Genomic DNA, 25563 nt, shown 5'->3' on the forward strand with positions numbered 1-25563 from the left:
CCGGCTCGAAGCGGGCGAGCCGCTCCGCCGATATCGTAACCTGCTCTTCGACAGCGAGGCTTTCGAGGAAACGGGCCAGGGCTGCCTCTTCCTCTCTCAGCCGATCCTCATCCGGGTCGCGCAGGTCGACGGTGAAGATTGCCCGCGAGGGGATGACGTTGATGGCATTGGGTTGGAATTCCATGCAGCCGACGGTCGCGACCGTCGGCGTGTTCGACGCCATGGCGCGCCCGCGCAGGAAGGTGATGACGCGGGCGCTCGCATGGCCGGCATCGCGACGCATCGTCATCGGCGTGGTGCCGGCATGGTTGGCGTCACCTTCGATCGTCACGCGCTGCCAGGAAATGCCCTGCAGGTTTTCGACCGCGCCAAGCGGGATGCCCTCGCGCTCCAGCACCGGGCCTTGCTCGATATGGAGTTCGATATAGGCGTGGGGCTCCAGGAAACCCGGCTCTTTCTCACCGGCATAGCCGATACGTTTCAGCTCGTCACCGAGCAGTGAACCGTCGGTTCCTGTTGCCGCAAGCGCCGTTTCTACATCAAGCCCGCCGGCATAGACGAGCGAGCCCATCATATCGGGCGCGTAACGCACGCCTTCCTCATTGGTGAAGGCCGCGACGGCGATAGGGCGAGAGGGGGTGAAGCCTGATGCCTTCAGCGTCTCGATGACCTCGAGGGCCGACAGCACGCCGTAGCAGCCGTCATAGATGCCGGCGTCGATGACTGTATCGATATGCGAACCGAGCAGCAGCGGCGGGCGATCCTCTGTGCCAGCGGGCGCCCAGATGCCGAAAATGTTGCCGATGCGGTCGATGGCGAGTTCCAGTCCGGCAGCTTCGATCCAGGTGACGAGGCGATCGCGGCCGAGCTTGTCCGTGTCGGAGGCGGCAAGGCGCACCAGCCTGCCATCCGCATCGCGGCCGATCGCGCCGAGTTCGGCGATCCGGCCGAGGAGCCTCGATGCATCGATGGAGATGTTGCTCATGCTGCACCTCGCGTCAGGACCGCGTCAGGCGAGCGGCCGACGATTTCCTGATATCGGCCGGGGTCGGTGGCGCCTTCCGTGTTCACCGCGAAGATGCGCGAATCCGCGCCGAGGGAAAGGGCGGCTTTCGCATCGGGATCGGCGAGCGCCTTCAACAGGCCGGCAAGGCCGACGCCGCCGCTTTCGCCCGAGACGATGGGGGGATCGCTGCCCAAGGGGTTGGCAAGCTGCCGCATGATGGAGATCGCATCCTCCTCATCGACGGTCATGAAGGCATCGGCGGTGCGCGACAGGATGCGCCAGGCGACGAGGGAGGGCTCGTAGCATTCCAGCATCGCCATGACGGTCGGTTCGCCATGGGCAATGGTGACCGGATGGCCGGCACGCGCGGTTTCGAACAGGCAGGCGGCACGGGCGGGATCGACGACGGTGAAGACCGGACGCTGGTGCCTGAGCACAATCGCCAGATGGCCTGCGACGGCAGCGGCGATGCCGCCAACACCGGACTGGATGAAGACATGGGTGGGCGGCTGCGGCATCTGTTTCAGCGCCTCGCGCACCAGCGCCGTATAACCCTGCATGACGAGGCCGGGGATGCGCTCATAGCCGGGCCATGAGGTGTCGGACACGATGGTCCAGCCGCGTTCTTTCGCGACGCGGGTGGCTTCCTTCACGGAGTCGTCGTAGCTTCCCGCCACCCGGATCATCTCGGCGCCGAAGCGGGCAATCGCGGCGACGCGTTCGTCGCTTACACCGGCATGGACAAAAATCGACGCCCGCGCACCAACGAGGGATGCACCCTGGGCGACCGAGCGGCCATGATTGCCATCGGTGGCGCAGGCAAAGGTCATGGCTTCCGCGACTTTTCGCACGTCCGGAGAGTGCAGTTCGGCCATGCCGATCTTGCGTCCGAGTCTTGCCTCGGCGGCCTCCAGAACGAGGCGAATGACGGCATAGGCGCCGCCGAGCGCCTTGAAGCTGCCGAGCCCCAGGCGTTTTCCCTCATCCTTCACATGGATCGCGGCAACGCCTGACGCGGCTGCCAGCGCCGGCAGGGAGACGAGCGGTGTTTCGGCATTGTCGTCGCGGTGGCGCAGGTGGTCTTCCACGCCTGCGGCAGCGGCAATGCCGAGCGTATCGGCATCTGTCGCTTCGAGCTGATGTCGATAATCGCTTGTCGTGTTGAGGATGAACATGAAGGCCTCGCTGCTCTTTCATGGAAACATATTGCAGTGCCGGCGAAAATTGCGCTGATATTAAGAGCCGTTTTTGCAAGTTTGTTTCATGAGGGCCGCCGCCCATGCCTGTCTCTTCGACATCCGCGCTCGATGCCTTCGACCGCAAGATCCTTGAGATCCTCCAGCGCGACAATACCACGCCGCAAAGGACGATCGGCGAGGCCGTCAACCTGTCGGCGCCATCCGTGCAGCGGCGCATCAGGCGGATGACGGAGGAGGGCGTCATCAAGGCCAATATCGCGGTGATCGATCCGGCCGCCGTCGGCCAGGCGATCACCATCTTTGTCGAGGTCGAGGTCATTAGCGAAACGGCGGAGCAGATCGAGGCAGCCAAACGCGAATTCGCCGCCGCCCCGGAAATCCAGCAGTGTTACTACGTGACGGGGGAAGCCGACTTCGTGCTCGTCATCACCGTGCCCGCGATGGCCGATTACGAGGCGCTGACGCGGCGGCTATTCTTCGGCAACAATAATGTGAAGCGGTTTCGGACATTCGTCGCCATGGACAGGATCAAGGTGGGTCTGAGTGTTCCTATCTGAGGAGGCTCCGGGCCAGTGGATCGCGCCTTAGGCCCGGAGATATTTGTCACACGGCAATTGTCGCCGCGCCTCGCGTGCGCCTCAGCAATTGGCGCAGCGACAGGGCGTGCAGGACGAGAGACGTGGGAACGGTGAAGGCCGGAATGATGGCGGTTGGGTAGGTGCCGGTCGTCAGATTGGGGTGATCAAGGGCGAGCTGCTGCAGGGGGCCGGGCGTGGTAAGGGCGCCCATCGTGACCGCGACGACCAGATCGGCTATGCCGAAGAGGTTCCAGAACAGAGCCGCCCGGGTGCTGCCTGGCCGGCCGCTTGCGAGCACTGCCGCTGTCGGCAAGGCCATCAGTCCGGTGATCACGTCACCCGTGCCGGCAGGAAGGGCGAAAACGCCTGGCGTCGTCCCGGCCAGCCAGTTGGCGAGGAACACGCCGCCGATCACCCTGTAGGCCTGGAGGCCGATCAGCCAGTTGACGGGCATAACATCGAGCAGCACGCCGATCCGGTCCGAGCGCGACAAAAGCGTGATCACGATGGCCGTCGGCACGACGATCATCAGCGGCAGCAACGGGATTGAGACTGCTCCCGGCAGGAGAAGGCCATGGGCGACGATAAACCAGGCTGCTCCGTGCCAGAGGGTCAGCGGAACTGCGATCGCCAGCCAGGCCCATGTCCGCTCCGACGTGATGAAGGAGGTGCGCGACAATGCTGCCCAGGTACCGCCGAGCACGATGAGATGCACCGCGATGCGCGCGACGATGATGGACAGGTCCGAGCGCTGAAGCTCCGGTACTGCGACAAGGGCAGCGAACCAGAGGGCTGTTGCTGCTGCGCTGCCGGCGAATGCAAGTGTCGGCGTGATGGAGGTTGGGGTTGTGTTCGGCGCCAATGTGAGATCCTCCCGTTTTGGCAAAACCGGTAGTGTGTTGCAGCGATCCGGGCTCGACATGGATCGGGCATCGATCCGCATGGCTGCGGTCAATGGGAGCGTGTCACTCTCTAATGACATTAGCAACTCTTATAATAAGAGTTAATGTACAACAAGAGATTTGTCGGTCCGGTTTGTCGCAGGCTCGGTGGCTGCCAAGCTTTCTTGAATCGAGCATTCCGGCAAACTAATGTGGCTCTCATGATGAGAGGAGCCCGGTAATTCCATGGGCTTCCGGAAAGGGTTCGATGCGTTCGAAGGGTTTCGATGGAATGGTATGCTCGATCGCCGGCGTCATGGCGGCGATCGGCGATCGGTGGGGTTTGCTTATCTTGCGCGATCTTGTCTGCGGCCTCAGCCGCTATGAGGATTTTCGCCAGTCCTCCGGCGTGACCAATGCGACGCTCAGTGACCGGCTGAAGCATCTGGAAGCCAATGGTCTCATCGAGCGGCGGCGCTATCAGGTGAACCCGGAAAGGTTCGAATATCTTCTGACCCGAAAGGGCTGGCAAATCGCGCCCATCATGCCGGTGCTCGCCCAGATCGGCGACAGCCTCGGCATATCGGGCGCTTCGGGACCGCCCATGACGTTCGTCAATCGCAAGACGGGCGCTGAGATACGCTGGGGTTTCATCGATCAGAAAACCGGCGAAGCGGTGAGCCCGGTGGATCTCGAGATCAAGGAAGGCGATGGTGCGGATGACGCCGTTCGCTGGCGATTGTCTCGCGCCGCGAACCGTCGTCAGGCGCTGGACGATATTCTTGCTGCCTCGGGCGAGGCAACGGATGCGCAAAAATCGAATTCATGAAGTCCATCAGCAAGCGGGAGGTGCCAATTCATGCTGATCATTTTCGGCGGTTTGCCGGGCTCGGGGAAGACGACGATTGCGCGTGCCCTGGCGAAGGAGCTTGGGGCCGTCCATCTGCGTATCGATACGATCGAGCAGAACATACGGGCTTCGGGCATGTTGAGCTCGGAGGTCGGCCCGGCAGGCTATATGGTCGGATACGGGATTGCCGAAGACAATCTCAGGCTCGGTAACATCGTCGTTGCGGACTCCGTGAATTCCCTGAAGGTGACGCGGGATGCCTGGTTGTCGGTTGCAGCGCGATCAGGTGCGCCGGCCGTCGAGGTCGAAATCATCTGCTCGGATCAGGATGAGCATCGCCGCCGGGTGGAGACGCGGGCAAGCGATGTTCCGGGGCTGAGAAAGCCGAGCTGGGAAGAGATCGTCACGCGCGACTATGACGACTGGGGGCAGAGGCCCATCGTTGTCGACACTGCGAAGCAAAGCGTGGATCAAGCCGTTGCCGAATTGATGTCAAAGCTAGGAGCCGGCCGGCGTCAGTAACAACGGCGGGACATGAACCTGCCGAGGGTCTGCTTGATTGACCTTGAGCCGCATCGGGGCACTAATGGAGCGGTATCGTCACTGCTTGCAGGCAAGGGGGACGCGATGCTGCTCAAGGGGGAACGAACCTTCGTCGTGCGCGACATGGGCGGGTTTGTCGCTCATATCAACATGCCGGGATGGGTGAAGCCGAAGCCTGGGGATCATGGGCATGGGCCGCTGGCGATGGTGGTCGAATCCATTCTGCATCCGGGCCGGTTCATTGCCATGCACGAGCACCGCAATGACGAGATCATCTCCTGGGTGCCTGAAGGCGTGATGCGCCATGAAGACAGAGCCCGCGGCCGGCTGGTTTGCGACAGCGAACATCTGATGGTGATGAATGCCGGGTGCGGCTTCTGGCACTCCGAGGAAACGCTGGCCTCCGATCCGCCGCTGCGCATGCTGCAGATCCTCGTGCGGCCCGATGCTGTCGATCTCGAACCCGGCATCCAGTATGGGGTAATGCCCGAAATCATGCCCAATCGCTGGCGGCACCTTGTCGGGCCGGAAGGGGGCGATGCGCCCTTTTTCGTGCGCAACCGGATCGATTTCTTCGATATCCGGCTGGAGGCTGGCGCGCGGGTGGACTTCCCGCATAAGCAGGGGTGCGACCTCTATTTCTATGTGTTCAGCGGCGCAATTCTCGCCGGCGGGCAGGCGTTTGGCGAAGGTGAGCAAGGTCTGCTGCTATCGGATGAGATATTGGCGGCAGAGGCGACGAGCGCCTGCGTGATGGTGGCCTTCCTGCTCGATCCCCGGTCTCCCGTCACGAGGCAGGGGACGATGGCCGACACCAGGAAGATCCCGCCGCCTGTCGTGATCCGCCTCGCGAAACGGTGGCAAGGGTTGAAGTGGCTGTGGCTGCGGAAGTGAAGATAGGGCGGGCCTCAGCTCCAGTATTTCACCGCGTAGACGACCGTCATGACTGTCCCGGTGAGGATGACGAACCAGCGGACGATGGTGGCGGGCAGCACGCGTACGAGGGTGCCACCGAGATAGCCGCCCACCAGGGCGCCTGACAGCATCGTCAACGTTTCGGGCCAGTGGACGGCGCCCTCAGCGATAAAGATGACGACCGCCGCCATGCTGACCGAGGTGGCGAGCAGGTTTTTCAGCGCCTTGACGCGGCGAATGTCGTTGGGATCGGCAATCGAGAGCACCGCCGTCAGGATGACGCCGAGGCCGGCGCCGAAAAAGCCGCCATAGATCGACGAGAGGCCGAGGACGGAAAGGCCGAGACCGCGCGAGGGCTCGGCGTCGCCGCGCCTCGCCTCCGCCCAAGCGGCGATGTGGGGCGAGAAGAGGAAGAGCAGGGTGGCAATACCGATTAGGGCTGGAACCGGGAGAACGAAGAGCCGTTCGGGCAAGGCAAGCAGTAGCAGCGCGCCGATGGCGCCGCCGATCAGGCAGACGAGGACGGACGACCAGAGTTTTGCATCCAGCGGCAGTACCTTGCGGCGGTCGGCGAGGATGGCGAGCAGATGGCCCGGCACGATCGCTACCGCATTCGAGGCATTGGCAGTGACGGGCGGCAGGCCGGCTGCGAGCATGGCGGGGAAGGTGAGCAGCGTGGCGCCGCCGGCGAGCGCATTGATCACGCCGCCCGCTATGCCCGATACAAACAGCAATAAAACGATTGCCGGTGTCATTGGCTTGCTCCCGATCTCCCCGATATGTCTTTCGATGCATCAGGGGTATTGCGAGGACAAGCCGCCGATGGCTTCGAGCCGTTCGCGTTGCGAAATATTCCGGAGAGATGACGCCACGAGGGACGCGCGGGCAAAGTCCGGTCGCGCCTCACCCGTTTGGGCGACTTGCACAAGGCTGGGGCTCGCGTTGCCATGCGGAGGTGGGGTCTTGGGTTTCGGCATTGTCAATCTTGGGAGGGGAAGATGCATGGTTTTACGGAAAACCCCGGCGTGGCTTGCGGCTGCGGCGGCTGTCCTGATGTTCCTGAAGATCAGGGGCGCCGCCGCTTCCTGTGCAGTGCATTGGGAGGTGTGGCGGCAGTAGCGGCCGGGGCTGTCGTCTCATCCGCCGGGCCCGCATCGGCACAGAGCACGTTGATGCCCGATGACGCGCTGAAGGCGATGATGGATGGAAACAGGCGCTTCATCGATGGGCGTCTGCAATCCCTCAATGAAGATCTTTCGATCCTCAAGGCGAAGGCGGCGGAAAAGCAGGAGCCTTTCGCGGCGGTGCTCTCCTGCGCCGATTCACGCGTGCCGGTGGAGTTTGTTTTCGACCAGAGCATCGGCCAGCTTTTTGTTGTGCGTGTTGCGGGAAATATCGCCACGCCCGAGATCATCGCCAGCCTCGAATATGGTGTCGCCGTTCTTGGCGCCCGGCTTCTGATGGTTCTCGGTCACACCAACTGCGGCGCGGTGAAGGCCACCATCGACGGCAAGGCCGTGCCCGGCCAGATCGGCGCCCTCTATGCGCCGATCTGGCCGGCGGTGAATGCCGCAGGCAACGACCTTGAGGCGGCCATCGATGCCAATGCCAGGATGCAGGCAACGCTGATCAGCCGAAGTTCGACAGTCATCGCAGGGGCTGCCAAGGAGGGCAAACTCAAGGTCGTAGCGGCGCGCTATGACATCGCCAGCGGTGTCGTTTCGCTGCTTGGTTAGTGGGTGCGCTTTCTTGCGGAATGGGATAGGTCTACGCCGATCAGCGCGGAGATCGCCATGTCCGGTGACACCCTTGCCCGTTCATTCGGCAGACAAGCCTTTGGACTGAGCCCTGAAAACTATCATTTAGCCCGGCCGCCTTATCCGCCGGTGGTGTGGGATGTGTTGCGGCAGCGGGCCGGATTGCGATCCGGTATTTCGATATTGGAGATCGGGGCGGGGACCGGGCTTGCTACGGAACATCTTCTCGAACAGGAGCCGCAGCGGCTTCTGGCTGTCGAGCCGGACAGGCGGCTTGCAGAATTCCTGCAGGCGCGGCTGCATCGCCCCGGACTCGCGGTTATCGAGCAAACCTTCGAAGACCTGAACGAGGTTCCGCAATCCTACGATCTTGTCGTCAGTGCGACGGCATTTCATTGGCTGGATGCCGTTCCGGCGCTGCGGCGTATCCATGTGCTGCTTCGCGATGGCGGCGCCGTGGCTCTGATCTGGAATGTCTTTGGCGACAGTATCCGGCCCGACCCCTTTCATGAGGCGAGTGCGCATCTCTTTATCGGGCATCGTCCAAGCCCCTCCGGTGGAGGGACGACGCAGACGCCTTACGGGCTCGACAGCGACGCCCGGCTCAGGGATTTCGAAGAGGCTTCATTCCGTTGCGATCCGCCTGTCATGTTCGAGTGGACGCTGACGCTCGATCCGCCCGCGTTGCGTCGGCTCTATGCCACCTATTCGAATGTCGTGGCATTGGAGGTGGAGAAGCGCGAGGCGTTGCTGGACGCACTGGAAGATCTGGCGCGGAGCGATTTTGGCGGTGTTGTTACCAGGAACATGACGACGTCGGTTTTCATCGCCAGGCGGATGTCGGGCCGCTACCGGCCGACGGGCGAAGGCATACCCAGAACTTTCCACAATTGATGGTTTATAGTAATGCCATCGCAACCTCCATGCTGCATTTCAACGGGATGATATTTCGCCGCGCGGTCTTACCGATCCTGTCCTCCTGCCTGATGGCCGGTGCCGTTCTGGCAGCCTGCTCACCGCCATCGCCAAAACGTCATTCCGACGCCGAAGTCGCCTTCCTTGCCTCTGATGCCTATCTCGTTGTCGGGGACGTGCCGCTCATCGTTCCCTTTGTCGCCCTGACAGGTCTTGCCGAGAAGCCATCCTTTTCATTGGATAGAAAAGGAGACCGCCAGGCGGCAGAAGAACGGCTGGAGGCGTTCCGCAAGACTGCAGGCAGCCCGGAGACCGCGCCGGTCATCGACAAACTGGAAATCACTGTGCGGCCATATGGATGGGACGATTCCGACGCGCCATTCCGGCGTATCTGCCTGCACCTGAGCCGCCAATGGTCGCGGTCCGTCTGCAATGATCCATCGGCGCCGCTGCAGCGGGCCATGCCGAAGAATACGTTCTTTCTCGCTGATGACAGGAAGCTCAATACCTTCCGAAATTACTCGATCGGCAGCGGCGAAACGGTCTCGGACCATCTCGACAGAATGCCGCTGAAGCCCATGGAGACTTCGGTTGTCTGCGATGCCGAAGCCTCTTCGGAAACAACCCTCTGCACTGCGGCCACGCCAATCAGGCAGCATCTGATCGCTGTGTGGAGAGTATGGGGCAGTTCCGCTGAGGCGACCAGCCGCCAGGCGGAACGCGAAGGCGTTGCCATCACGGCATTCGTCCTCCATGCGCTGGGTCCAGCCGAGAACTTTCCCGCATTGACGTCTGTCGCCTGCGGCCTGACAAAACCGGTGCCGTCGAGCGAGACGCGTGGGGACGCCTGTCCCTGAGCAACGATGCTTCGCGGGCGTTCAGATCGCCGGTCCCGGCCGGATGCGGCTGCCGTCGGCAAAGCGGGAGAGGCGGAAGCGGTTGAGATCGTGGCCGGGCGCGTTGCCCTGGATCAGGTCTGAGACCACTCGGCCGATGCCGGGACCGATGCCGAAGCCGTGGCCGCTCATGCCGGTTGCGACGAAGAGCCCGGTAATGGTCTGCACGCGATCGACGATGGGCACGATGTCGGGCATGGCGTCGATCATGCCGGCCCAGGTCGTCTTCAGGCGGACGGTTTCGAATTGCGGGAAGAGGCGCTGGAAATTGCGGCTGATGGCATCGAGGCTGGATTGTTCCGGGGCGGGGTTGAGGACGCGCATCCGTTCGAACGGGCTCTCGGCATCCGCCGTCCAGTTGCGCGGGGTCGACCAGCTGTCCGGGTAACCTTCGGGCGCTGCAGGCGAATAGCGGGTGCCGAAGGGGTGGGCCATGAGCGCCGGCATATATTTCGTGGCGTGGCGGAAGGCGTCGGGGCCGAGATAGAGGCGGTGGCTTGCCGGCGCCAGCGTGTAGCCGCCATCCTGCCTGCGGCGGAAGGCGACATCCGCTCCGCCTGCGGCACCTGCGTGGATTTCGGCCAGGGGCTCGGTTGCGGCCACGGTGGCCCGGACAGCAAGCTGCGGGATGGAGACGCCATGGTTTCTGAGGAAGAGCGACGACCAGGCGCCGCCGGCGACGAGCACTGTCGAGGTCTCGATGCGGCCGGCCTCGGTCCACACACCGCTCACCTTGCCGGCGGAGATATCAAGGGTTCGCGCCGCGCAGTTTTCGATAATGGTCACACCCAGACGGGCCGCGAGCCGGGCAAGGGCAGGCACGGCGAGCCATGGCTCGGCGCGCAGGTCCGATGGCGTTGTCATCGAGCCGGCAAATTTGCGGGACATGCCCTTGAAGAGGGCGGCCGTCTGCCCGCTGTCGAGCAGGCGGGTGTCGAGGTCGTAGGCGCTCGCGAGCTTCATGAAAGTTTCGAAGCTGGCCATCTGCTTGTCGGAGTTTGCGAGATAGGTGACGCCGGTCTCGGTGAGGCCGATATCCTCGCCGCATTCTGCCGCGAGCTCCTTCCACAGGCGGCAGGCTTCGATGACGATGGGCAGCTCGTCGGCATCGCGGCCCTGCTTGCGGATCCAGCCCCAGTTGCGCGAGGACTGTTCGGCGGCGATGCGTCCCTTCTCGATGAGCGTTACGGAGATCCTGCGCCTCGCCAGAAACAGCGCCGTCGTGACACCGATGACGCCGCCGCCGATGATCACGACGTCGGAGGTTTTCGGAAGTGGGCCATGATGCTGGATGGGATCGGCGACGGAGAAGGGGAAGGTAGGCAAGCTGTAAATCCTGAAGTCTGACCGGTGAGCCAACGATTGCATGTCCGGAACCCAAACGACAAGCGGAACCTCAGTGCCCGCCGTATGCGGCAACTCCTCGCGTTTCAGACTCTGGTCGGTGTTGTGTTCGACAACTCCCCGGCAAAACGAGTAAGGGGTGGCTATCGACTGATTCGTCGGCGTGCGATGCGGCCTGCCAGAGTCATCGCAACTCCGACCAAGATCAGTTGAGAAGCAGCGGTGACTGCAGCGTGGCCGACACTGCATACCCGCCCGACAGCAGCACTACTATCGCCCTTATCCAGGAATGCGTTCCATATTACGCGGCAATCCTTGTCGCGAGTCTCCAAATACGATTTCTTAGCCTGAAATACATTTTCACTGAAAACGTCTACAAATTCTTCGCCATCGAGATCAATTATTTGATTAACATGAGCATCGTCAAAAAGGTTGAATGAATGATCAATCTCGTTGTCTTTATATATTTGATATCGAACGATAGCGGAACCTATCAGAACCGTCGCTATTGTAGATAATACAATAGCGACAGCTAAAAACCGAACTTTTCTCTCGCTCCATCCCGTGAACAAGAAAACCAAAAAAGCCATAACCCAGTTTATGGGGTCCAATAATGTTGCAAGCAATGCCGCCGCGATGCCGATCATCTACGCGCCTTTCAACGATGATTCCTGTCTCTATTTGGGGGCTGCGAGCTTAACAGAGCGTCACCACGCAATGCTGACAAGGTGGGTTGCCGGCGGAGCGGCAGCATAGCATTGGAGTCGTTAAAGGAGGCGACATGGGTCACATCGGCAGGGGATCGGCAAGAAGGTGGCGACATCGGCGCTGGTAGGGGGCGGTTGGCCTTAGCGCAGTTGCCCGGGGCGCCAGGTTGCGCAGTCGGCGGGAGAAATGCTAGGCGGGCATTTTCGACGGGAGTCCCGATGCGAGGGCTCCCATGGCGGCCCTGAGCAGCAGAAACCCTGGTTGGACGATGAGCATCAGCATTTATGTGATCAATCTCGACCGGTCCACGGATCGGTGGAATGCATTGTCCGATCAGGCCAAGGCCCTGCAGTTCGACCTTGTTCGCATTGCCGGCGTCGATGGGCGGGAGGTTGCCGCAGATCAGCGCACGGCCTGTGATGAGCGCGCCTTTCAGCGCAATAATGGCCGGACCATGCTGCCGGGCGAATATGGCTGCTACCGAAGCCACCTGAAGGTGCTCGCAGCTTTTCTGGAAACGGGCGAGGCCGCCTGCATCATCGTCGAGGACGATATCATTTTGACTGCCGACCTCGTTGTGCGCGCCGAAGCGACACTTGCGGCGGTGCCCGGTGCCGATGTGATCAAGCTCTTCAATCACCGCATCGTCGGCTTCAGGCCTGTCGCCACCTCGGCTGCCGGGGATGAGATCGGGCGGGCAACGCATGGTCCGCAAGGGTCGGCGGCCTGCTATGCGGTGACGCGGATGGGCGCCCTGAAGCTTCTCAAGACGATCGGCGTCATGCGGTTTCCCTGGGATATCGAACTGGAGCGCGGCTGGGCATCCCGAGCGCGGGTCTATACGACCCGTCAGAATGTGACTGTCGTGGAAGAGGGCGGCTCGAATATCGGGACACGATCCGTCTACAGGGCCACCAAATTTCCCTGGTGGAGGCGATTGCCGACCTATGCGATCCGCATCGCGGAGACTGCCCGCCGATTCAGCTACGCATTGAAGAAGTAAGGCGTTCAGGCGGAAGGCCTGGTTGTGATCGTGGCGGCTTTACTGTTGTTTCACGGTCCGGCTCAAGGCTTTTTGGGCAGTTTATCGGGTTACTTGGATCTAATTACTGTACTTCATAGTACTGTCATAATTTTCAAGAGATACGTCAGCAGTTTACCCCAAAAATGGTCATTCTGTGACGGAAAAGCTTACGAATCCGTATGTTTACCGAGTCTTGTCTATTACAATTCGGCAATGTAGACCTTCGCCCGAAGCTATCGAGTAGTGTTCCGCAACATCTCAACTCGATCGGCCATTGGTCTGAGGTGTATATTGAACGCTCGAAATGATTTCGTGGGTGAGTTGCACCCGCGTGCCTATGAGGCTGCCAATAAGGCGGCATCTCCAAGGTTGAAAATCATGCATGTCTTGTTCTCCTCCAGAGTTGCTGGATCGGAACGATACTGTGCCGACCTCGCCAACGGGCAGGCTGCTCTTGGACACGAGGTTCACGTTGCCGGACGATACGGCTCGCCGATCGCTGGCCTGCTCTCGAAAGAGGTTGTTTTCCACGGCTTCGCAATCCCGTTTCTGCGGGGCCTGAGGCTGCGGCGCCTGATGGACAGGACAGGGATCGAGATCGCGCATGGGCATCTCAGCCATGGCTGCAAGGCGCTTGCCGCAGCGCCCGACGGCGTCGCCAGGATCGCGACCCTGCATGTCGGCTACAAGGCCAAGCAGCATGCCTGCCTCGACGGGGTGATCTGCGTCAACACCGCCCAGTCGACGCGGCTCGGCACATTTGACGGCCAGTCGACGCTGATTTCCAACTGGGTGCCTGATGTCAAATTCGCCGAGAGCTTCGACCTGCGTGCGCAGCTGAATTTGCCGCGGGAAACACGGCTCGTCGGCAGCGTCGGGCGTCTGCATCTCAGCAAGGGATATGACGTGCTGGTGTCGGCCTTCCGGCAGTCGGCACCCGACAATGCCGCCCTCGTCATCGTCGGCGAGGGGCCGCATCGCGCCCCGCTGGAAAAGCTCGCCAAGGGCGATAGCCGCATCCATCTGCCCGGCCATTGCAACAATGTGCCGGGGTTCCTGCGCAATCTGGATCTTTTCGTCTCGCCGTCGCGCGAGGAATCGGCAGGGCTTGCGATCCTCGAAGCCATGCATGAGGGGCTGCCAATCATAGCCACGGCCGCCGAAGGCCCGTCGGAATATCTGCGTGAGCATCCGGTGACGCTGGTCGCGCCCGGCTCTGTCGAGGCGCTCGCCGAGGCGCTTGCCGATGTGCTGCGGGAACAGCCGGTTGTCCGCCTGTCGCGCGTAGGCTACGACTTGGCTCCTTTCTCTCGTTCGGCAGGTATTGCGAATGTTCTCGATTTCTATTCCCGGGTTGCCCGCGGAGCGGTCCAAGCTGGCCCCGACATCGATCAGCCGCGGTTGATCTATGCGTCTGAAGCCCAAGAGTGATTTCTGGCAGGTCGGCATCGTGCCTGCAGCCGCCGAGGCGCTGCTCGATGCCGAGACTTTGGCGGATTGTTCCGACCGCATCACATGGCTGCCCGATCCGGGGCCGTGGAAATATCTCGCCGATCCCTTCGCCGTGAAGAAGGGCGACAGCCTGCATGTCTTCGTGGAGGCCTATGATTACCACACCAAGCATGGCTTCATCGAGCGCCACGAACTGGTGGGGCCGGAGCTCGAATGGCGCGGCAGGGCGGTGGTGCTCACCAAGCCTTTTCATCTCTCCTATCCCTTCCTGATCGAGCAGGATGGCGAGGTGCTGATGATGCCGGAAAGCCATAAGGCGGGGGAGGTTGCGCTGTACCGCGCCCGCTCGTTCCCCGATGACTGGGTGCGGGAAACGGTGCTCCTGGCCGATTTGCCCGCTGCCGAGGCCTGCCTGATCGAGCATGAGGGCAAGTGGTGGATGTTCTACACGCTTGTCGGGGCCGGCGCGCGCGACCAGCGCGAACTGCATATCGCCTTTGCTGACAGCCTGACCGGCCCGTGGAAGACCCATCCGCAAAATCCGGTTCTTGTGGATCGCTCCGGCGCCCGGCCGGGCGGCACGCCCTTTATCGGCGCCGATGGGCAGATCATCCTGCCGGTTCAGGACTGCAGCGTCAGCTATGGCGGCGGCCTGCGCTTCCTGCGCTTCAGCCTGCTCAGCGAGACGCATGTGACCTGCGCGCATCTGCCGGCCCAGTTGACCGGCGGTCTCGCCGCTGCCGATTACCCCGACGGCCTGCACACATTTTCTGCCTGCGGAGACCTGACGCTGATCGATGTGAAGCGTATCGACCGATCCTTCGGCCGCCATATCGTCAACCTGAAACGCAAGCTGCTGCCGAAGCCCGCCTTATCGGCATTGGGGTGATATCGACCGTTTTGCCCTCGCAATCTGCGCCGACACGGGTGAAACTGTCCTCGGATTCGATGCGGAGGATTGGTCGGGATGCCTTGCCGGCAAGGGCGACAACGGTCTGGAGATGAGCGATGACGAAGCCGATGCTGTCGTTGCAGCTCTATTCGATGCGCGGCCTCGGAGATCTCGGCACGCAGCTCGACAAGGCGGCGAGCGCCGGCTTTGGCGCCGTCGAGCCGCTCGAAGGGCATTTGCGTGACGCGAATATCCTTCAGGCCGGGCTTGTCAGGAATGGGCTGACGGCACCGTCGGCTCATGTCGGGCTGGAGGCGCTGCGCAGCGAGCGGCAGCGCTTTGTCGATGCCTGCCAGCAATGCGGCATCGGGCAGCTCTTCGTTCCGCATCCGGCACCTTCCGCGATGAAAGAAACGAAGGCGGCATGGCAGCGGATCGGCCATGAGCTGGGCGCGCTTGCGGAACAGATGAAGGAAGCGCGCATCGTGCTCGGCTATCACAACATGATGGCAGGCTTCGACCGCACCATTGGCGGCCGCTACGGCTTCGAGATCATGTTCGAGGCGGCCAAAGGCAGCCCGCTCACCTGGCAGGCGGATATTGCGTGGCTGGCGCGCGCGCAGCCGAATGCGGTCGAATGGATAAGGCGCTATGCCAATGTGCTGGTCTCGGTGCATGTGAAGGATCAGGCGCCCGAGAATGTCGATCCGGAGGAAGGCGGCTGGGCCAATGTCGGCTCCGGCGTGCTCGTCTGGCCGTCGCTGTGGCAGGCGGCTGTCGCAAGCGGGGCGCGGCTCTTCGTCGTCGAGCACGACAATCCACGGCTGCCCTTCGAATTTGCAGCGCGCAGCTATGCCTATCTCAGCCGGTTTGTGACTTAGAACACCGGCCTTTGCTTGCCGCTGATCGCTGGAAATGTGGGGGAAAGATGCGGCCGGGAACAATCGTCATCCCTGCTATGCCTTTAGATATGGCGCAGGGGGGACTTGCGGCAAGACCCTGAAGGGGGCGTAGAACGCTCAACCTGATCAACAGCATCGGGAGATGAGCATGCGTCTATTGCTATCCACATACGGATCACGGGGAGATGTGCAGCCATTGGCGGCGCTGGCGGTTGCCTTGCAGACAACAGGTGCCGAGGCGGTGGTCTGCGCGCCGCCGGATGCGGAATTTGCCGGGCTGCTTGATCCACTCGGCGTGCCGCTGGCGCCGGCCAATGCGCCCGTGCGGCAATGGGTGAGCGAGGTGATGAAGACCGCCGAGCGCAATACGCGAGAGCGCTCCGCCGATGGCATTTCGGAACGGGCGGCCGGGATATTGGCAGGGCAGTTCGAGGCGCTGTCAGCGGTTGCGGAAGGATGCGATCTCATCGTCGCGGCAGGGCTGTTTCCCGCGATGGCGGCAGCACAGCTGGTGGCCGAGCGGGCCGGCATCGGCTATTTCGGGGCAACATTCTGCCCGATCTTCCTGCCGTCGCATCATCACAAGCCGCATGAATTCAAGGGCCGGCCGCATCCGCCCGGCGTGACCGACAACCGGGTTCTCTGGGACTATGATATCGAAACGAAGAATGTGATCTTCGGCGGAGCCTATAATCGGCTGCGCGCATCGATGGGCATGGCGCCGGTGGACAATGTGCGCGATCCGGTTTTGACCTGCCGGCCGTTGCTTGCGGCCGATCCGGTGATTGGGCCGCTGCTTGCGACGGATCTGGTCGACGCAGTGCAGACGGGCGCCTGGATGCTCGATGACGACCGGCCGCTGTCGGCGGCGCTGGAAGCCTTTCTCGATGCTGGCGAGCCGCCCGTCTATGTCGGTTTCGGCAGCATGCCGATGCATGCGCTGAAGGATGCTGCGGGCGTGATCCTTGCGGCGATCCGCGCTCAGGGGCGGCGTGCGGTGCTGTCACGCGGCTGGGCCGGGCTGGTGCCTGATGAGGGCGCAAGCGATTGCTTCGTCATCGACGAGGCCAATCATCAGGCGCTCTTTCCGCGGGTTGCGGCAATCGTCCATCATGGCGGAGCAGGGACAACGGCAGCGGCAAGCCGGGCGGGCGTGCCGCAGGTGATCGTGGCGCAGATTGCCGACCAGCCCTATTGGGCTGGCCGCGTTGCAGCACTCGGCATCGGCGTGGCGCATGAGGGAACGATACCGACACCTGAGACCTTCTCCGTCGCGCTTTCGGCGGCGCTGCAGCCTGATATGTGTAAGCGCGCTGCGGCCGTCGCTCTCACGATCCGAACCGACGGAGCGATGGTGGCGGCAAGGCTGCTGCTTGCATCGGCCAGCAGATAAGCGGCAGGAAACACGGTCAATCGCGCGGCAGCCTGCCGAGCAGCAACTGGTTTCCCGTGCGGTTGCCGCAACCGATGCATTTCAGGCGAGGGCCGATCCTCGCCAGCGATATGTCCTTGCCATAGCGGTAGGCGAGCATGCGCCGGTCGATCCTCGTCTCGTGCTGGCAGGCCGGGCAGCGGGCGTGGAGGACATACCATTGCGGCAGGGTGGCGAGCGTCTCCCTGTCGGTTGCGACCTCCTCATGGCTGGCGACGAGATCGATGCTGCGGCGGTGTTTCATGTCCGCTCAAGGGAGGACCTGTCGAAGGTCGGCCGCCAGCCGCGGGTCATGCCCCGGCTCATGGCGCCTTCGGCAAGCGCAAGCTGTTCGCGCAGGTGGCGGCAGTCCTGCAGAAGCGTGGCGATGGCGGCCTTGGCATCCTCGTCGTGCCAGGAGAGCACAGCCTCGACCTCCCAGCTCAAATCTTCGTTTCCGATCACATCACCATCGGTTTTTGGGGCCAATTGCGGACGCATGTTCTCATTCTCCTTGCAGAGCATTTCAGTTCAGGATTGTCGGGATGGCGACCGCAGCGCCAAGAATGTTCTTATTATGTTCTCATTCTGACGGGAGTCAAGGGCTGTGGTCAGGCTGAGCGCGGAGAGGAGAATTGGATCGGGCGCCGTTTGCGGACATCACGTGATTGGGGCAAGATACACCCATCGAAACAGGCAGGGATGAAACGGTGCGTTGATGCTGATCGGCTCATGTCATTGCGGCAAGGCGAGCTGGACGCTGGAAGGCGATCCTGGCTCGATTACGGCGTGCAACTGCACGCTCTGCCGGCGCTATGGAGCGCTGTGGGCCTATGATTACGAGGGCGAGCGGATCAGCATGAATGGCGAGACCGGCTCCTATACGCGGACCGGCCGGGAGACGTCGTCCCTGGAAATATTGTTCTGCCCGACTTGCGCCTGCGTGCTCAGCTGGCGCGGCTTGAGGCTCAACAGAGATGGGCGCCGGCGCATGGCGGTCAATTTGCGCCTGGCGCCGCCGGATCTCGTTTCCGATCTGCCGATCGATCATTTCGACGGGCTGGATACGTTTGACGACCTTCCGTCCAAAGGGCGGTGCGTGCGTGATCTCTGGTTCTGACGGCCAGGCATGTTTCGGGCTGTCGATGACAGCGCGCTGGAGCATTTCCGCTTTTTCAAAGAACCGCCGCACGCCTTGCTGGAATTGCGCTAAACCAGTCCGTGGCCTCCGATAAAGATCGCAGCGCACAGGATTAAAATCGCCGCGACCGCATGGACCCAGGAAAACCCATGTTCTCCATGCGTTGGAGCCTCTGAACCATAGCCGAGACTACGATGGTCTTCTTCGAAGTTTGACATCAAATCGCGCATTTCATGCCCCCCCAGCATCTGGCCCAAACATCGGTCAGGCCCAGAGGTACAACATGCGCTCGTTCTGATGATTTGGGCAGATCGCCAAAGGTTCAATCACCTTCCGGCGGATGCGCCATACCCAGCGAAAACAGCCGGTGAAACCAGCCGTTTGCAGATGCGAGGGGCGCTCGTCCCTCGTCCCTTCCGGCCGGCATCCGATCACGTAATGAAGTAAACCGCTACCTTTGATTGATTCGATCGACGGCCAAACAGCTCAGTGCCGCCGCGACGGCGCCTTCGCGTGGCAAGCCCCGAACAATTAAACCGCGATGCCGCTGCCACCGGGGATGCGGAAGCAGGTTGGTCGATGATGCGGGCTCGTGAGGACCAATGCGCTGCTGGCGGAGCGGCAAGTATAATTCTTTCGATGTTACCCGTTTTATCCGTTCGACCTATTTTTCCACCTTTTTGCTATGTGGGTGACAATAGTAAATCGGCTAACTTTGCGATAACAGAAAAAATAAGGAAGTTATTATGTGCCAGTGAGCGCAGAATAAATCCGAAGTTTTGGCTTTATTCAAGCTGATTCCGAAGGGGCCCATGAGGATTTACTGCTTTATCATTGCGCTTCAGCTCGGCCTGCTGATGTGGGTTGGAGCCTACTATAGCGCCCAGGGACTTTATCTCACGTTGAATGCTTCGCACTCCCGGACTATTTCTCTTGCTTCAACTGACATCACGGCGATCTCCGGAAACGCCCGATGACAACAACCGCCACCGGCCGCGATGGCCTTGATAGCTTCCACAACAACCAAGAAACCTGAAAACACACCACTGTGAGACCGCTGCATTCCCTCCTGATCGTTTATCTTGGCCCGCCGCTGATGGCAGCTGCGCTTCTTCTGTTCACGGTATCGTGGTTCAGCGACCAGCCCTCCGACACACAGCCGGATGCAGCAAGCGCCGTGCGAAAAGGCGGCAGGCTCGGCGGTCAGAGCGAGATGTTTCGGTGATCGGGAGGGTGCTACGCCACTATCGTCAGCGAGAAAAATGAGAAGGGCCGCCAAGTGGGGCCCGGAGACCCTTCTCCAGCTGGTAGGTGCAGCATCCAGCGGGGGCAAAATACAAGCAGCGGCTGTTTTCGATAGTGACCGCGGTCACAGCGTGGCAATATTTTCTAGCGGAAGCTGAACTAACCTGCTTCGCGTGCATTGAGGACGCCGTCTCGCCCCGGATACCGGTCGACGAAAATATGGTTCTACACCTGCGTATGATAGAGAAAATCGTCTCCTGATCTATCTTCCTTCCGGCAGGCGCGGACTTTCATAACCACAGGAGAACCAGATGTCGGGATGTAAGCATGTTGCAGCCGTTCGATCCGTGGAGCCCGGGACGCTGGGCTGCGAGGAATGCCTGGAGGACGGGCAGGAATGGGTCCATCTTCGGCTTTGCCGGGAATGCGGCCATGTCGGGTGCTGCGACCAGTCCATCGGAAAGCATGCGACGGCGCATTTCCATGCCACGGGACATCCCATCATCGAAGGGTACGATCCGCCCGAGGGCTGGGGCTGGTGCTATCTCGACGAGACGATGGTAGAACTGCCGGATCAGACGCCGCAGCGCGGCCCGATCCCGCGCTACTATTATTGAGCGTGCCGACATGAGCTCCGACAGCCTCGAAACCCGCCGTCACCAGATGTTTCCGGTGCTGAGTGCCGCACAAGTTCAAATGGCGACACGCTTTGCCAGCACTGGCCCGCATACCTTTGCCCCCGGCGAGATCGTGTCCCAGATCGGTGACAGGCATTCGCCCGCATGGCTGATCCTCTCCGGCCGCCTCGATGTCTTCAGGCACGACGGGCTGTCGATGCCGGAAGCGCTGATCACGAGCCATGGCACAGGGCAATTTTCGGGAGAGGTCAGTCAGCTCTCCGGACGGCCCGTGCTTGCAGGCGGACGTGCCGGGCCGGAAGGATGTGTGGCGCTGGCATTCGATGCGGCGCATCTGAAGGCTCTCATCATAGGATCGGCCGATATCGGTGAGATCATCATGCGCGCCTATATCCTGCGGCGTGTGGAACTGATCAATTTCGGCGGCGCCGGTTCGGTTCTGATCGGCAATCCCGGAGAGCCCAATCTGGTTCGCCTGCAGGGCTTTCTGACCCGAAGCGGCTACCCTCATGTCGTCCTCGATGCGGCGTCGAACCACGAAGGTCGGGGTCTGGTGGAGAGGCTTGGGATACTGGCGAGCGAATTGCCGCTCATGGTCTGCCCCAACGGCACGGTACTCAAACATCCGACAGACGCTGAAGCTGCCTGCTGCCTCGGCATCACGCCGGAGCTCGATCCGGCAATCGTCTACGATGTGGCGATCGTCGGAGCAGGTCCATCGGGTCTGGCTGCTGCGGTCTACGCGGCATCGGAAGGGCTCAGCGTCATCGTCGTCGATGCACGATCGATCGGCGGGCAGGCCGGCAGTTCCTCCCGTATCGAGAACTATCTCGGCTTTCCGACCGGAATTTCAGGTCAGGCGCTCGCGGGCCGCGCCTTCAATCAGGCGCTCAAATTCGGAGCTGAGATCGCCTTGCCGCTCGATGTCGACGAGCTCGTTCCGGCCCCGGCCGGCAAACGCAGAACCGACCCCATGGTATTGCGGATTGGCGGAGACAGGACGGTCAAGGCGCGAACCGTGGTCATTGCGTCAGGTGCGCGATACCGCAGGCCCGATATTCCCGACATAGCGCGCTTCGAGGGCGCCGGCATTTCCTATTGGGCATCCGCAATCGAAGCGAAACTGTGCGAAAACGACGATATTGCGCTCGTTGGCGGCGGCAATTCGGCCGGCCAGGCGATCGCATTCCTGGCGCCGCGGGTTCGGCGTCTCCACCTGGTGATCCGCCGAAGCCTGACCGAAACCATGTCCACTTATCTGATCGATCGCATAGCGGCGCTGCCAAACGTGGAGATGCATCTCGGATGCGAGCTGACAGCACTGTCGGAAGATCTGCATGGTCGCCTGGCGGCAACCATCACGGATATCAGGGCGCAGTCCGGGATGAGCTACAATCTTCGCCGCGTCTTCATGTTCATCGGCGCCGACCCGAATACGGACTGGATCAAGTGCCGTATCAAGACGGATGACAGGGGCTTCATCAGGACAGGTACGACCTTCAGCCCCGATGTCGAAGAGGAGCTGGGAAGGCGCTCCCTGCAACTGGAAACCAGTCTGCCGAACGTCTTTGCGATCGGTGATGTCCGGGCCGGGTCGACGAAGCGGGTTGCGGCTGCTGTCGGCGAGGGGGCTGCCGTCGTCAGCGATATTCACGCGGCGCTCAGGCAATCTGCACTTATGAAATAGGCTTCGCTTGCACCAAGCTCCAGAAGTTCTCGGCAACATCGCTCATGCGCTGGCGCGGGCGGATCAGCACGATCTTCACATCGACGGCCCAATCCGCCGAGCCGGCCGGAGCCAGCCTTCCTGACGGTCCCATCTCGTCAGCTGCAAGGCTTTCGGGAATCCAGGCGATGCCCTTGCCTTCGATGGCGAGAGCCTTGAGCGCCATGGCCAGATGCGAGGTGAAGACGGGCGTCAGACCAAGCTGATGGCTGCGGGCTGCGAGCGCCGATGAGAGGATGCGGCCCATGCCGGACGTTTCCTCGAAGGCGAGGTGCGGGAGCGGGCGATCCCTGCCTTTGGAGAGGATGTGGAGGGGCTTGCCGTTTCCATCCCGGCCGCTGACGGGGATGAGGCGGTCGGTGGCGAGTTCCATATGCCGATAGGCGTTTCTGTCGAGGCGGATGCGGCTGTTTTCGTGGTCATGGCAGAGCAGGAATTGCGCGCGGCCCTCGGCCATGATGCGCTCGCACTCGTTCATATTATCCGAGAGAAGGCGGATCGGCATGGTCGATGCCGCGTGGCCGAGCGCCTGTATCCAGCCCGGGAAGAAGATGAATGACAGTGCGTGGGTGGCGGCGAAGGTCACGGTCGAGGTCGCAGCCCGCATCTGTTCGATTTCGCTGATGGCGCGCTCCAGACGGGCGGTGACATCGTCGGCCGCTGCCAGCATGGCTTCGCCCGCAGGGGTCAGCTTCAGGCGGTGCGTGGAGCGATCGACGAGTTCGGCGCCGCACCAGTCCTCCAGCGATTTGATGCGGCGGCCGAAAGCGGGCTGCGTGATATGGCGCTTTTCGGCGGCGCGCGAAAAGTTCAGGTTTTGCGCGAGTGCCTTGAGGTCGGCAAGCCAGGCCGTTTCCACTGATGTCGATCCGTTTTTGGTGATGCTTTTATGGCATCAAAGAAATGGCATCCCGTCGATTATTTCAAGCAATTTTGAGATTCTCTATGCCGTATCGGCATTGAAAGAGCCCGGATCAGCATTGGACGACAGGGCGCCTGTCTCCTAGAACATCAGCATCTGAAGAATGGAGACTGCCATGCGCATCATCGATGTCTGCGAAGTGACGAAGCCGATCGCTTCGCCGATCCGCAACGCCTATATCGATTTCAGCAAGATGACGGCGAGCCTTGTGGCCGTCGTCACCGATGTCGTCAGAGACGGGCGGCGCGTGGTCGGCTACGGCTTCAATTCCAATGGGCGATACGGGCAGGGTGGACTGATCCGCGAGCGCTTCCGGGACCGTATCCTGGAAGCTGCACCCGACAGTCTCGTCAACGATGCCGGCACCAATCTCGATCCGCACCGGATCTGGGCGGCGATGATGAAGAACGAGAAGCCCGGCGGGCATGGCGAGCGCTCGGTTGCAGTCGGCACGATCGACATGGCGGTGTGGGATGCCGTTGCCAAGATCGAGGGCAAGCCGCTCTTCCGGTTGCTGGCGGATATGAAGGACCGGCAAGCCGATCCCAGGGTCTTCGTCTATGCCGCCGGCGGATATTACTATCCCGGCAAGGACAACAGCGCCTTGCGCAGGGAGATGCGCGACTATCTCGACCGCGGCTACACCGTGGTCAAGATGAAGATCGGCGGTGCTTCGATCGAGGAAGACCGCGGCCGCATCGAATCCGTTCTCGAAGAGATCGGCTCGCAGGCGCAGCTTGCCGTCGATGCGAACGGCCGCTTCGATCTTGAGACCGGCATCGCCTATGCCAAGATGCTGCGCGACTATGCGCTCTTCTGGTACGAGGAAATCGGCGACCCGCTCGATTATGCGCTGCAGGCGGCCGTCTCCGAATTCTACGATGCGCCGATGGCAACCGGCGAGAACCTGTTCTCGCATCAGGACGCCCGCAACCTGCTGCGCTATGGCGGCATGCGTGCGGATCGCGATTACCTGCAGTTCGATTGCGCGCTGTCCTACGGGCTTGTCGAATATCTGCGCACACTCGACGTGCTGCGCCAATTCGGCTGGTCGCCCTCGCGCTGCATTCCGCATGGCGGCCACCAGATGTCGCTCAATATCGCGGCTGGTCTCGGCCTTGGCGGCAATGAGAGCTATCCCGATCTCTTCCAGCCCTATGGTGGATTCCCCGATGGCGTCCAGGTGATCGACGGCCACATCACCATGCCGGAGCTGCCCGGCATCGGCTTCGAGGGCAAGTCAGACCTCATCAAGGTCATGCGGGAACTGGCGGAGTAAAAGGCCGGCGATTGCCTGACAAGGCTAAGCTTCAGGCATCGGAATCTTTGCAGCATCCAGATAAGTGCAGAACATGAGCGTCAGTTGCGTCCGCAATCCGCCGTCGATGAGCAGTTCCGACATATCCCGCTCGAAGACGTTGCGGACGGTGCCGCAGAGCACGTTCAGCATCATCACGTTGACCGTAGAGAGATTGGCGAATTTCGCATCCGGGGCGGTTGCGAACATGGCTTGGCTCGCCGTTTCGATGCGCTGCGACATGGCCTCGACGATCTCGGCGACGTCCACTTCGGCGGCGGCGCGGTAGAGGGCGATCGTGACGTCGCGGCGCTCGATCTTGACCTCGATATAGGTGCTGACGAGCGCATCGGCCATCTCGGCATACTGAGCGCCGCGATGGGCGAGGCAGGCCGCTTCCACGCGTTCTGCCAGCATCGTCAGGTAGCGCTCGTTGACGGCGTGGAACAGGGCCTGCTTGTTCGGGAAATACTGATAGAGGGAGCCGACGGAGACACCGGCTCTTTCCGCGACACGGGTGGTCGTCAGATCACCCGGCCCGTCGGATATCAAAACCTGAATCGTCGCTTCGAAAATTGCCTCGACAGTGTTCACCGACCGCGCCTGACGCGGTGATTTGCGGGCATTTGCAGCTGATGTCTGGGCGGAAACCATATGCGAATTCAAAACCTGAGGAATCCTTCTTATTTTCAGCCTGCTCGCAACGAACGGGATTTTCAAGGGTCTTCAGATGACAGACAGCTCCAGCCGCATCGCGCTCGTGACCGGCGCGAACAAGGGTATCGGATATGAAATCGCCAGACAGCTCGCCCAAGCCGGCGTGACTGTTCTGCTCGGCGCGCGTGACGCGGAGCGCGGGCGATCGGCGGCAGACGAACTGGCTTCGCAGGGACTTAATGTGTCGTTCATCCGGATCGATGTCTGCGACACCGGGAGCATCGCTGCCGCCGCTGCCGAGATCGATGCCGGGCATGGCCGCCTCGATATTCTCGTCAACAATGCCGGAATTGCCGACTATACCGACGGCGCCCCCGGCAAGGCCTCGCTCGATGCCGTGCGCAGGGAAGTTGAGACCAATTTCATCGGGGCACTCGCGGTTACGCAGGCGATGCTGCCGCTCTTGCGCAAGGTCGGGGCCGGGCGCATCGTCAACATGACCAGCAGCCTCGGCTCCCTGACGCTGAACGGCGATCCGAGCTGGCCGTTCTATGGCGTGCGCCTCATCGGCTACAATGCGTCGAAGGCGGCGCTGAACATGCTGACGGTCCAGCTCAATGCGGAGCTCGGCGATACCGGGATCACCGCCGTATCGGCTTGCCCC

General features: G+C 61.7%; 27 protein-coding genes. 17 read left to right on the forward strand and 10 right to left on the reverse strand.

The annotated features are described in order from the left end of the window. Together PMI11_RS14560 and PMI11_RS14565 are read right to left on the reverse strand one after the other, a co-directional pair. The coding region (locus tag PMI11_RS14560; protein ID WP_007818258.1) for a Zn-dependent hydrolase at positions 1-985 on the reverse strand (985 nt) is incomplete at its 3' end. Next, entirely contained in the window at positions 982-2181 is a 1200-nt protein-coding gene (locus PMI11_RS14565; protein WP_007818260.1) for a diaminopropionate ammonia-lyase, read from the reverse strand. The genes PMI11_RS14565 and PMI11_RS14560, both read right to left, overlap by 4 nt. A 104-nt stretch (positions 2182-2285) precedes the next feature. On the opposite strand from PMI11_RS14565, the gene PMI11_RS14570 reads away from it, so the two are divergent. Next, on the forward strand, positions 2286-2762 hold the full coding sequence (locus PMI11_RS14570; protein WP_007818262.1) for an Lrp/AsnC family transcriptional regulator: 477 nt from the start codon (positions 2286-2288) through the stop codon (positions 2760-2762). Positions 2763-2808: 46 nt separating this feature from the next. On the opposite strand, the gene PMI11_RS14575 is transcribed toward PMI11_RS14570, so the two are convergent. Continuing rightward, complete coding sequence (locus tag PMI11_RS14575) at positions 2809-3645, reverse strand: hypothetical protein (RefSeq protein WP_037071381.1); 837 nt, start codon at positions 3643-3645, stop codon at positions 2809-2811. 287 nt (positions 3646-3932) lie between these two features. Between PMI11_RS14575 and PMI11_RS14580 the strand changes: the two genes are divergently transcribed. From PMI11_RS14580 to PMI11_RS14590, 3 genes are all read left to right on the forward strand, one after another. After that, complete coding sequence (locus PMI11_RS14580) at positions 3933-4493, forward strand: winged helix-turn-helix transcriptional regulator (RefSeq protein ID WP_007818265.1); 561 nt, start codon at positions 3933-3935, stop codon at positions 4491-4493. A 30-nt stretch (positions 4494-4523) separates the two neighbouring features. After that, positions 4524-5036: an AAA family ATPase gene (locus tag PMI11_RS14585; RefSeq protein ID WP_007818266.1), complete on the forward strand. Its 513-nt coding sequence runs from the start codon at positions 4524-4526 to the stop codon at positions 5034-5036. 105 nt (positions 5037-5141) lie between these two features. Beyond that, positions 5142-5951, forward strand: coding sequence for a pirin family protein (locus PMI11_RS14590; RefSeq protein WP_037071382.1), 810 nt, complete (start codon positions 5142-5144; stop codon positions 5949-5951). A 14-nt stretch (positions 5952-5965) separates the two neighbouring features. Here PMI11_RS14590 and PMI11_RS14595 read toward each other — a convergent pair whose 3' ends face one another. Further along, the gene (locus PMI11_RS14595) at positions 5966-6727 is read right to left on the reverse strand and encodes a sulfite exporter TauE/SafE family protein (protein WP_007818268.1); all 762 of its coding nucleotides are present in this window, start codon (positions 6725-6727) and stop codon (positions 5966-5968) included. 243 nt (positions 6728-6970) lie between these two features. Here PMI11_RS14595 and PMI11_RS14600 point away from each other — a divergent pair, with 243 nt between their 5' ends. The 3 genes from PMI11_RS14600 to PMI11_RS14610 are packed head-to-tail and all read left to right on the forward strand — an operon-like array spanning position 6971 to position 9501. Beyond that, positions 6971-7708 carry a carbonic anhydrase gene (locus PMI11_RS14600; protein WP_007818269.1) on the forward strand — a complete coding sequence of 246 codons (738 nt, stop codon included), beginning with the start codon at positions 6971-6973 and terminating at the stop codon, positions 7706-7708. A gap of 51 nt (positions 7709-7759) precedes the next feature. Then, positions 7760-8623 carry a class I SAM-dependent methyltransferase gene (locus PMI11_RS14605; RefSeq protein ID WP_051034583.1) on the forward strand — a complete coding sequence of 288 codons (864 nt, stop codon included), beginning with the start codon at positions 7760-7762 and terminating at the stop codon, positions 8621-8623. Further along, entirely contained in the window at positions 8623-9501 is an 879-nt protein-coding gene (locus PMI11_RS14610; RefSeq protein ID WP_007818271.1) for a hypothetical protein, read from the forward strand. The genes PMI11_RS14605 and PMI11_RS14610 overlap by 1 nt, the downstream gene beginning before the upstream one ends. Positions 9502-9522: 21 nt before the next feature. Here PMI11_RS14610 and PMI11_RS14615 read toward each other — a convergent pair whose 3' ends face one another. Further along, positions 9523-10866 carry an NAD(P)/FAD-dependent oxidoreductase gene (locus PMI11_RS14615; protein ID WP_007818272.1) on the reverse strand — a complete coding sequence of 448 codons (1344 nt, stop codon included), beginning with the start codon at positions 10864-10866 and terminating at the stop codon, positions 9523-9525. Between the two features lie 161 nt (positions 10867-11027). Then, positions 11028-11531, reverse strand: a complete 504-nt coding sequence (locus PMI11_RS14620; RefSeq protein ID WP_037071383.1) for a hypothetical protein — start codon at positions 11529-11531, stop codon at positions 11028-11030. A 329-nt stretch (positions 11532-11860) separates the two neighbouring features. On the opposite strand from PMI11_RS14620, the gene PMI11_RS14625 reads away from it, so the two are divergent. The 5 genes from PMI11_RS14625 (at position 11861) to PMI11_RS14645 (ending at position 17255) form a co-directional block, all read left to right on the forward strand. Further along, the gene (locus PMI11_RS14625) at positions 11861-12595 is read left to right on the forward strand and encodes a glycosyltransferase family 25 protein (protein ID WP_037071384.1); all 735 of its coding nucleotides are present in this window, start codon (positions 11861-11863) and stop codon (positions 12593-12595) included. 399 nt (positions 12596-12994) lie between these two features. Beyond that, positions 12995-14047, forward strand: a complete 1053-nt coding sequence (locus PMI11_RS14630; RefSeq protein WP_007818276.1) for a glycosyltransferase family 4 protein — start codon at positions 12995-12997, stop codon at positions 14045-14047. After that, a complete protein-coding gene (locus PMI11_RS14635) occupies positions 14025-14957 on the forward strand; it encodes a glucosamine inositolphosphorylceramide transferase family protein (RefSeq protein ID WP_007818279.1) in 933 nt (310 codons plus the stop codon). The genes PMI11_RS14630 and PMI11_RS14635 overlap by 23 nt, the downstream gene beginning before the upstream one ends. 119 nt (positions 14958-15076) lie before the next feature. Next, positions 15077-15841, forward strand: coding sequence for a sugar phosphate isomerase/epimerase family protein (locus tag PMI11_RS14640; RefSeq protein WP_007818282.1), 765 nt, complete (start codon positions 15077-15079; stop codon positions 15839-15841). A 169-nt stretch (positions 15842-16010) separates the two neighbouring features. Beyond that, a complete protein-coding gene (locus PMI11_RS14645) occupies positions 16011-17255 on the forward strand; it encodes a glycosyltransferase (RefSeq protein WP_007818284.1) in 1245 nt (414 codons plus the stop codon). A 16-nt stretch (positions 17256-17271) separates the two neighbouring features. On the opposite strand, the gene PMI11_RS14650 is transcribed toward PMI11_RS14645, so the two are convergent. Then, complete coding sequence (locus tag PMI11_RS14650; protein ID WP_007818286.1) at positions 17272-17538, reverse strand: hypothetical protein; 267 nt, start codon at positions 17536-17538, stop codon at positions 17272-17274. Further along, a complete protein-coding gene (locus PMI11_RS14655) occupies positions 17535-17774 on the reverse strand; it encodes a hypothetical protein (protein ID WP_007818288.1) in 240 nt (79 codons plus the stop codon). The genes PMI11_RS14650 and PMI11_RS14655 overlap by 4 nt, the downstream gene beginning before the upstream one ends. Before the next feature lie 217 nt (positions 17775-17991). Between PMI11_RS14655 and PMI11_RS14660 the strand changes: the two genes are divergently transcribed. From PMI11_RS14660 to PMI11_RS14680, 3 genes are all read left to right on the forward strand, one after another. Beyond that, on the forward strand, positions 17992-18393 hold the full coding sequence (locus PMI11_RS14660) for a GFA family protein (protein ID WP_007818290.1): 402 nt from the start codon (positions 17992-17994) through the stop codon (positions 18391-18393). A 1577-nt stretch (positions 18394-19970) separates the two neighbouring features. Then, entirely contained in the window at positions 19971-20276 is a 306-nt protein-coding gene (locus PMI11_RS14675) for a UBP-type zinc finger domain-containing protein (RefSeq protein ID WP_007818293.1), read from the forward strand. Positions 20277-20286: 10 nt separating this feature from the next. Further along, positions 20287-21984 carry an FAD-dependent oxidoreductase gene (locus PMI11_RS14680; protein WP_007818295.1) on the forward strand — a complete coding sequence of 566 codons (1698 nt, stop codon included), beginning with the start codon at positions 20287-20289 and terminating at the stop codon, positions 21982-21984. On the opposite strand, the gene PMI11_RS14685 is transcribed toward PMI11_RS14680, so the two are convergent. Further along, entirely contained in the window at positions 21974-22882 is a 909-nt protein-coding gene (locus PMI11_RS14685; protein ID WP_007818297.1) for a LysR family transcriptional regulator, read from the reverse strand. The genes PMI11_RS14680 and PMI11_RS14685 overlap by 11 nt on opposite strands. A gap of 178 nt (positions 22883-23060) precedes the next feature. Between PMI11_RS14685 and PMI11_RS14690 the strand changes: the two genes are divergently transcribed. Continuing rightward, entirely contained in the window at positions 23061-24224 is a 1164-nt protein-coding gene (locus tag PMI11_RS14690; protein ID WP_007818299.1) for a mandelate racemase/muconate lactonizing enzyme family protein, read from the forward strand. A gap of 24 nt (positions 24225-24248) precedes the next feature. Here PMI11_RS14690 and PMI11_RS14695 read toward each other — a convergent pair whose 3' ends face one another. Further along, complete coding sequence (locus tag PMI11_RS14695) at positions 24249-24836, reverse strand: TetR/AcrR family transcriptional regulator (RefSeq protein ID WP_007818302.1); 588 nt, start codon at positions 24834-24836, stop codon at positions 24249-24251. Between the two features lie 136 nt (positions 24837-24972). On the opposite strand from PMI11_RS14695, the gene PMI11_RS14700 reads away from it, so the two are divergent. Continuing rightward, on the forward strand, positions 24973-25563 hold a 591-nt coding region (locus PMI11_RS14700; protein ID WP_007818303.1), incomplete at its 3' end, for an SDR family NAD(P)-dependent oxidoreductase.

Source organism: Rhizobium sp. CF142 (genome assembly GCF_000281145.1).
GTDB lineage: Bacteria > Pseudomonadota > Alphaproteobacteria > Rhizobiales > Rhizobiaceae > Rhizobium.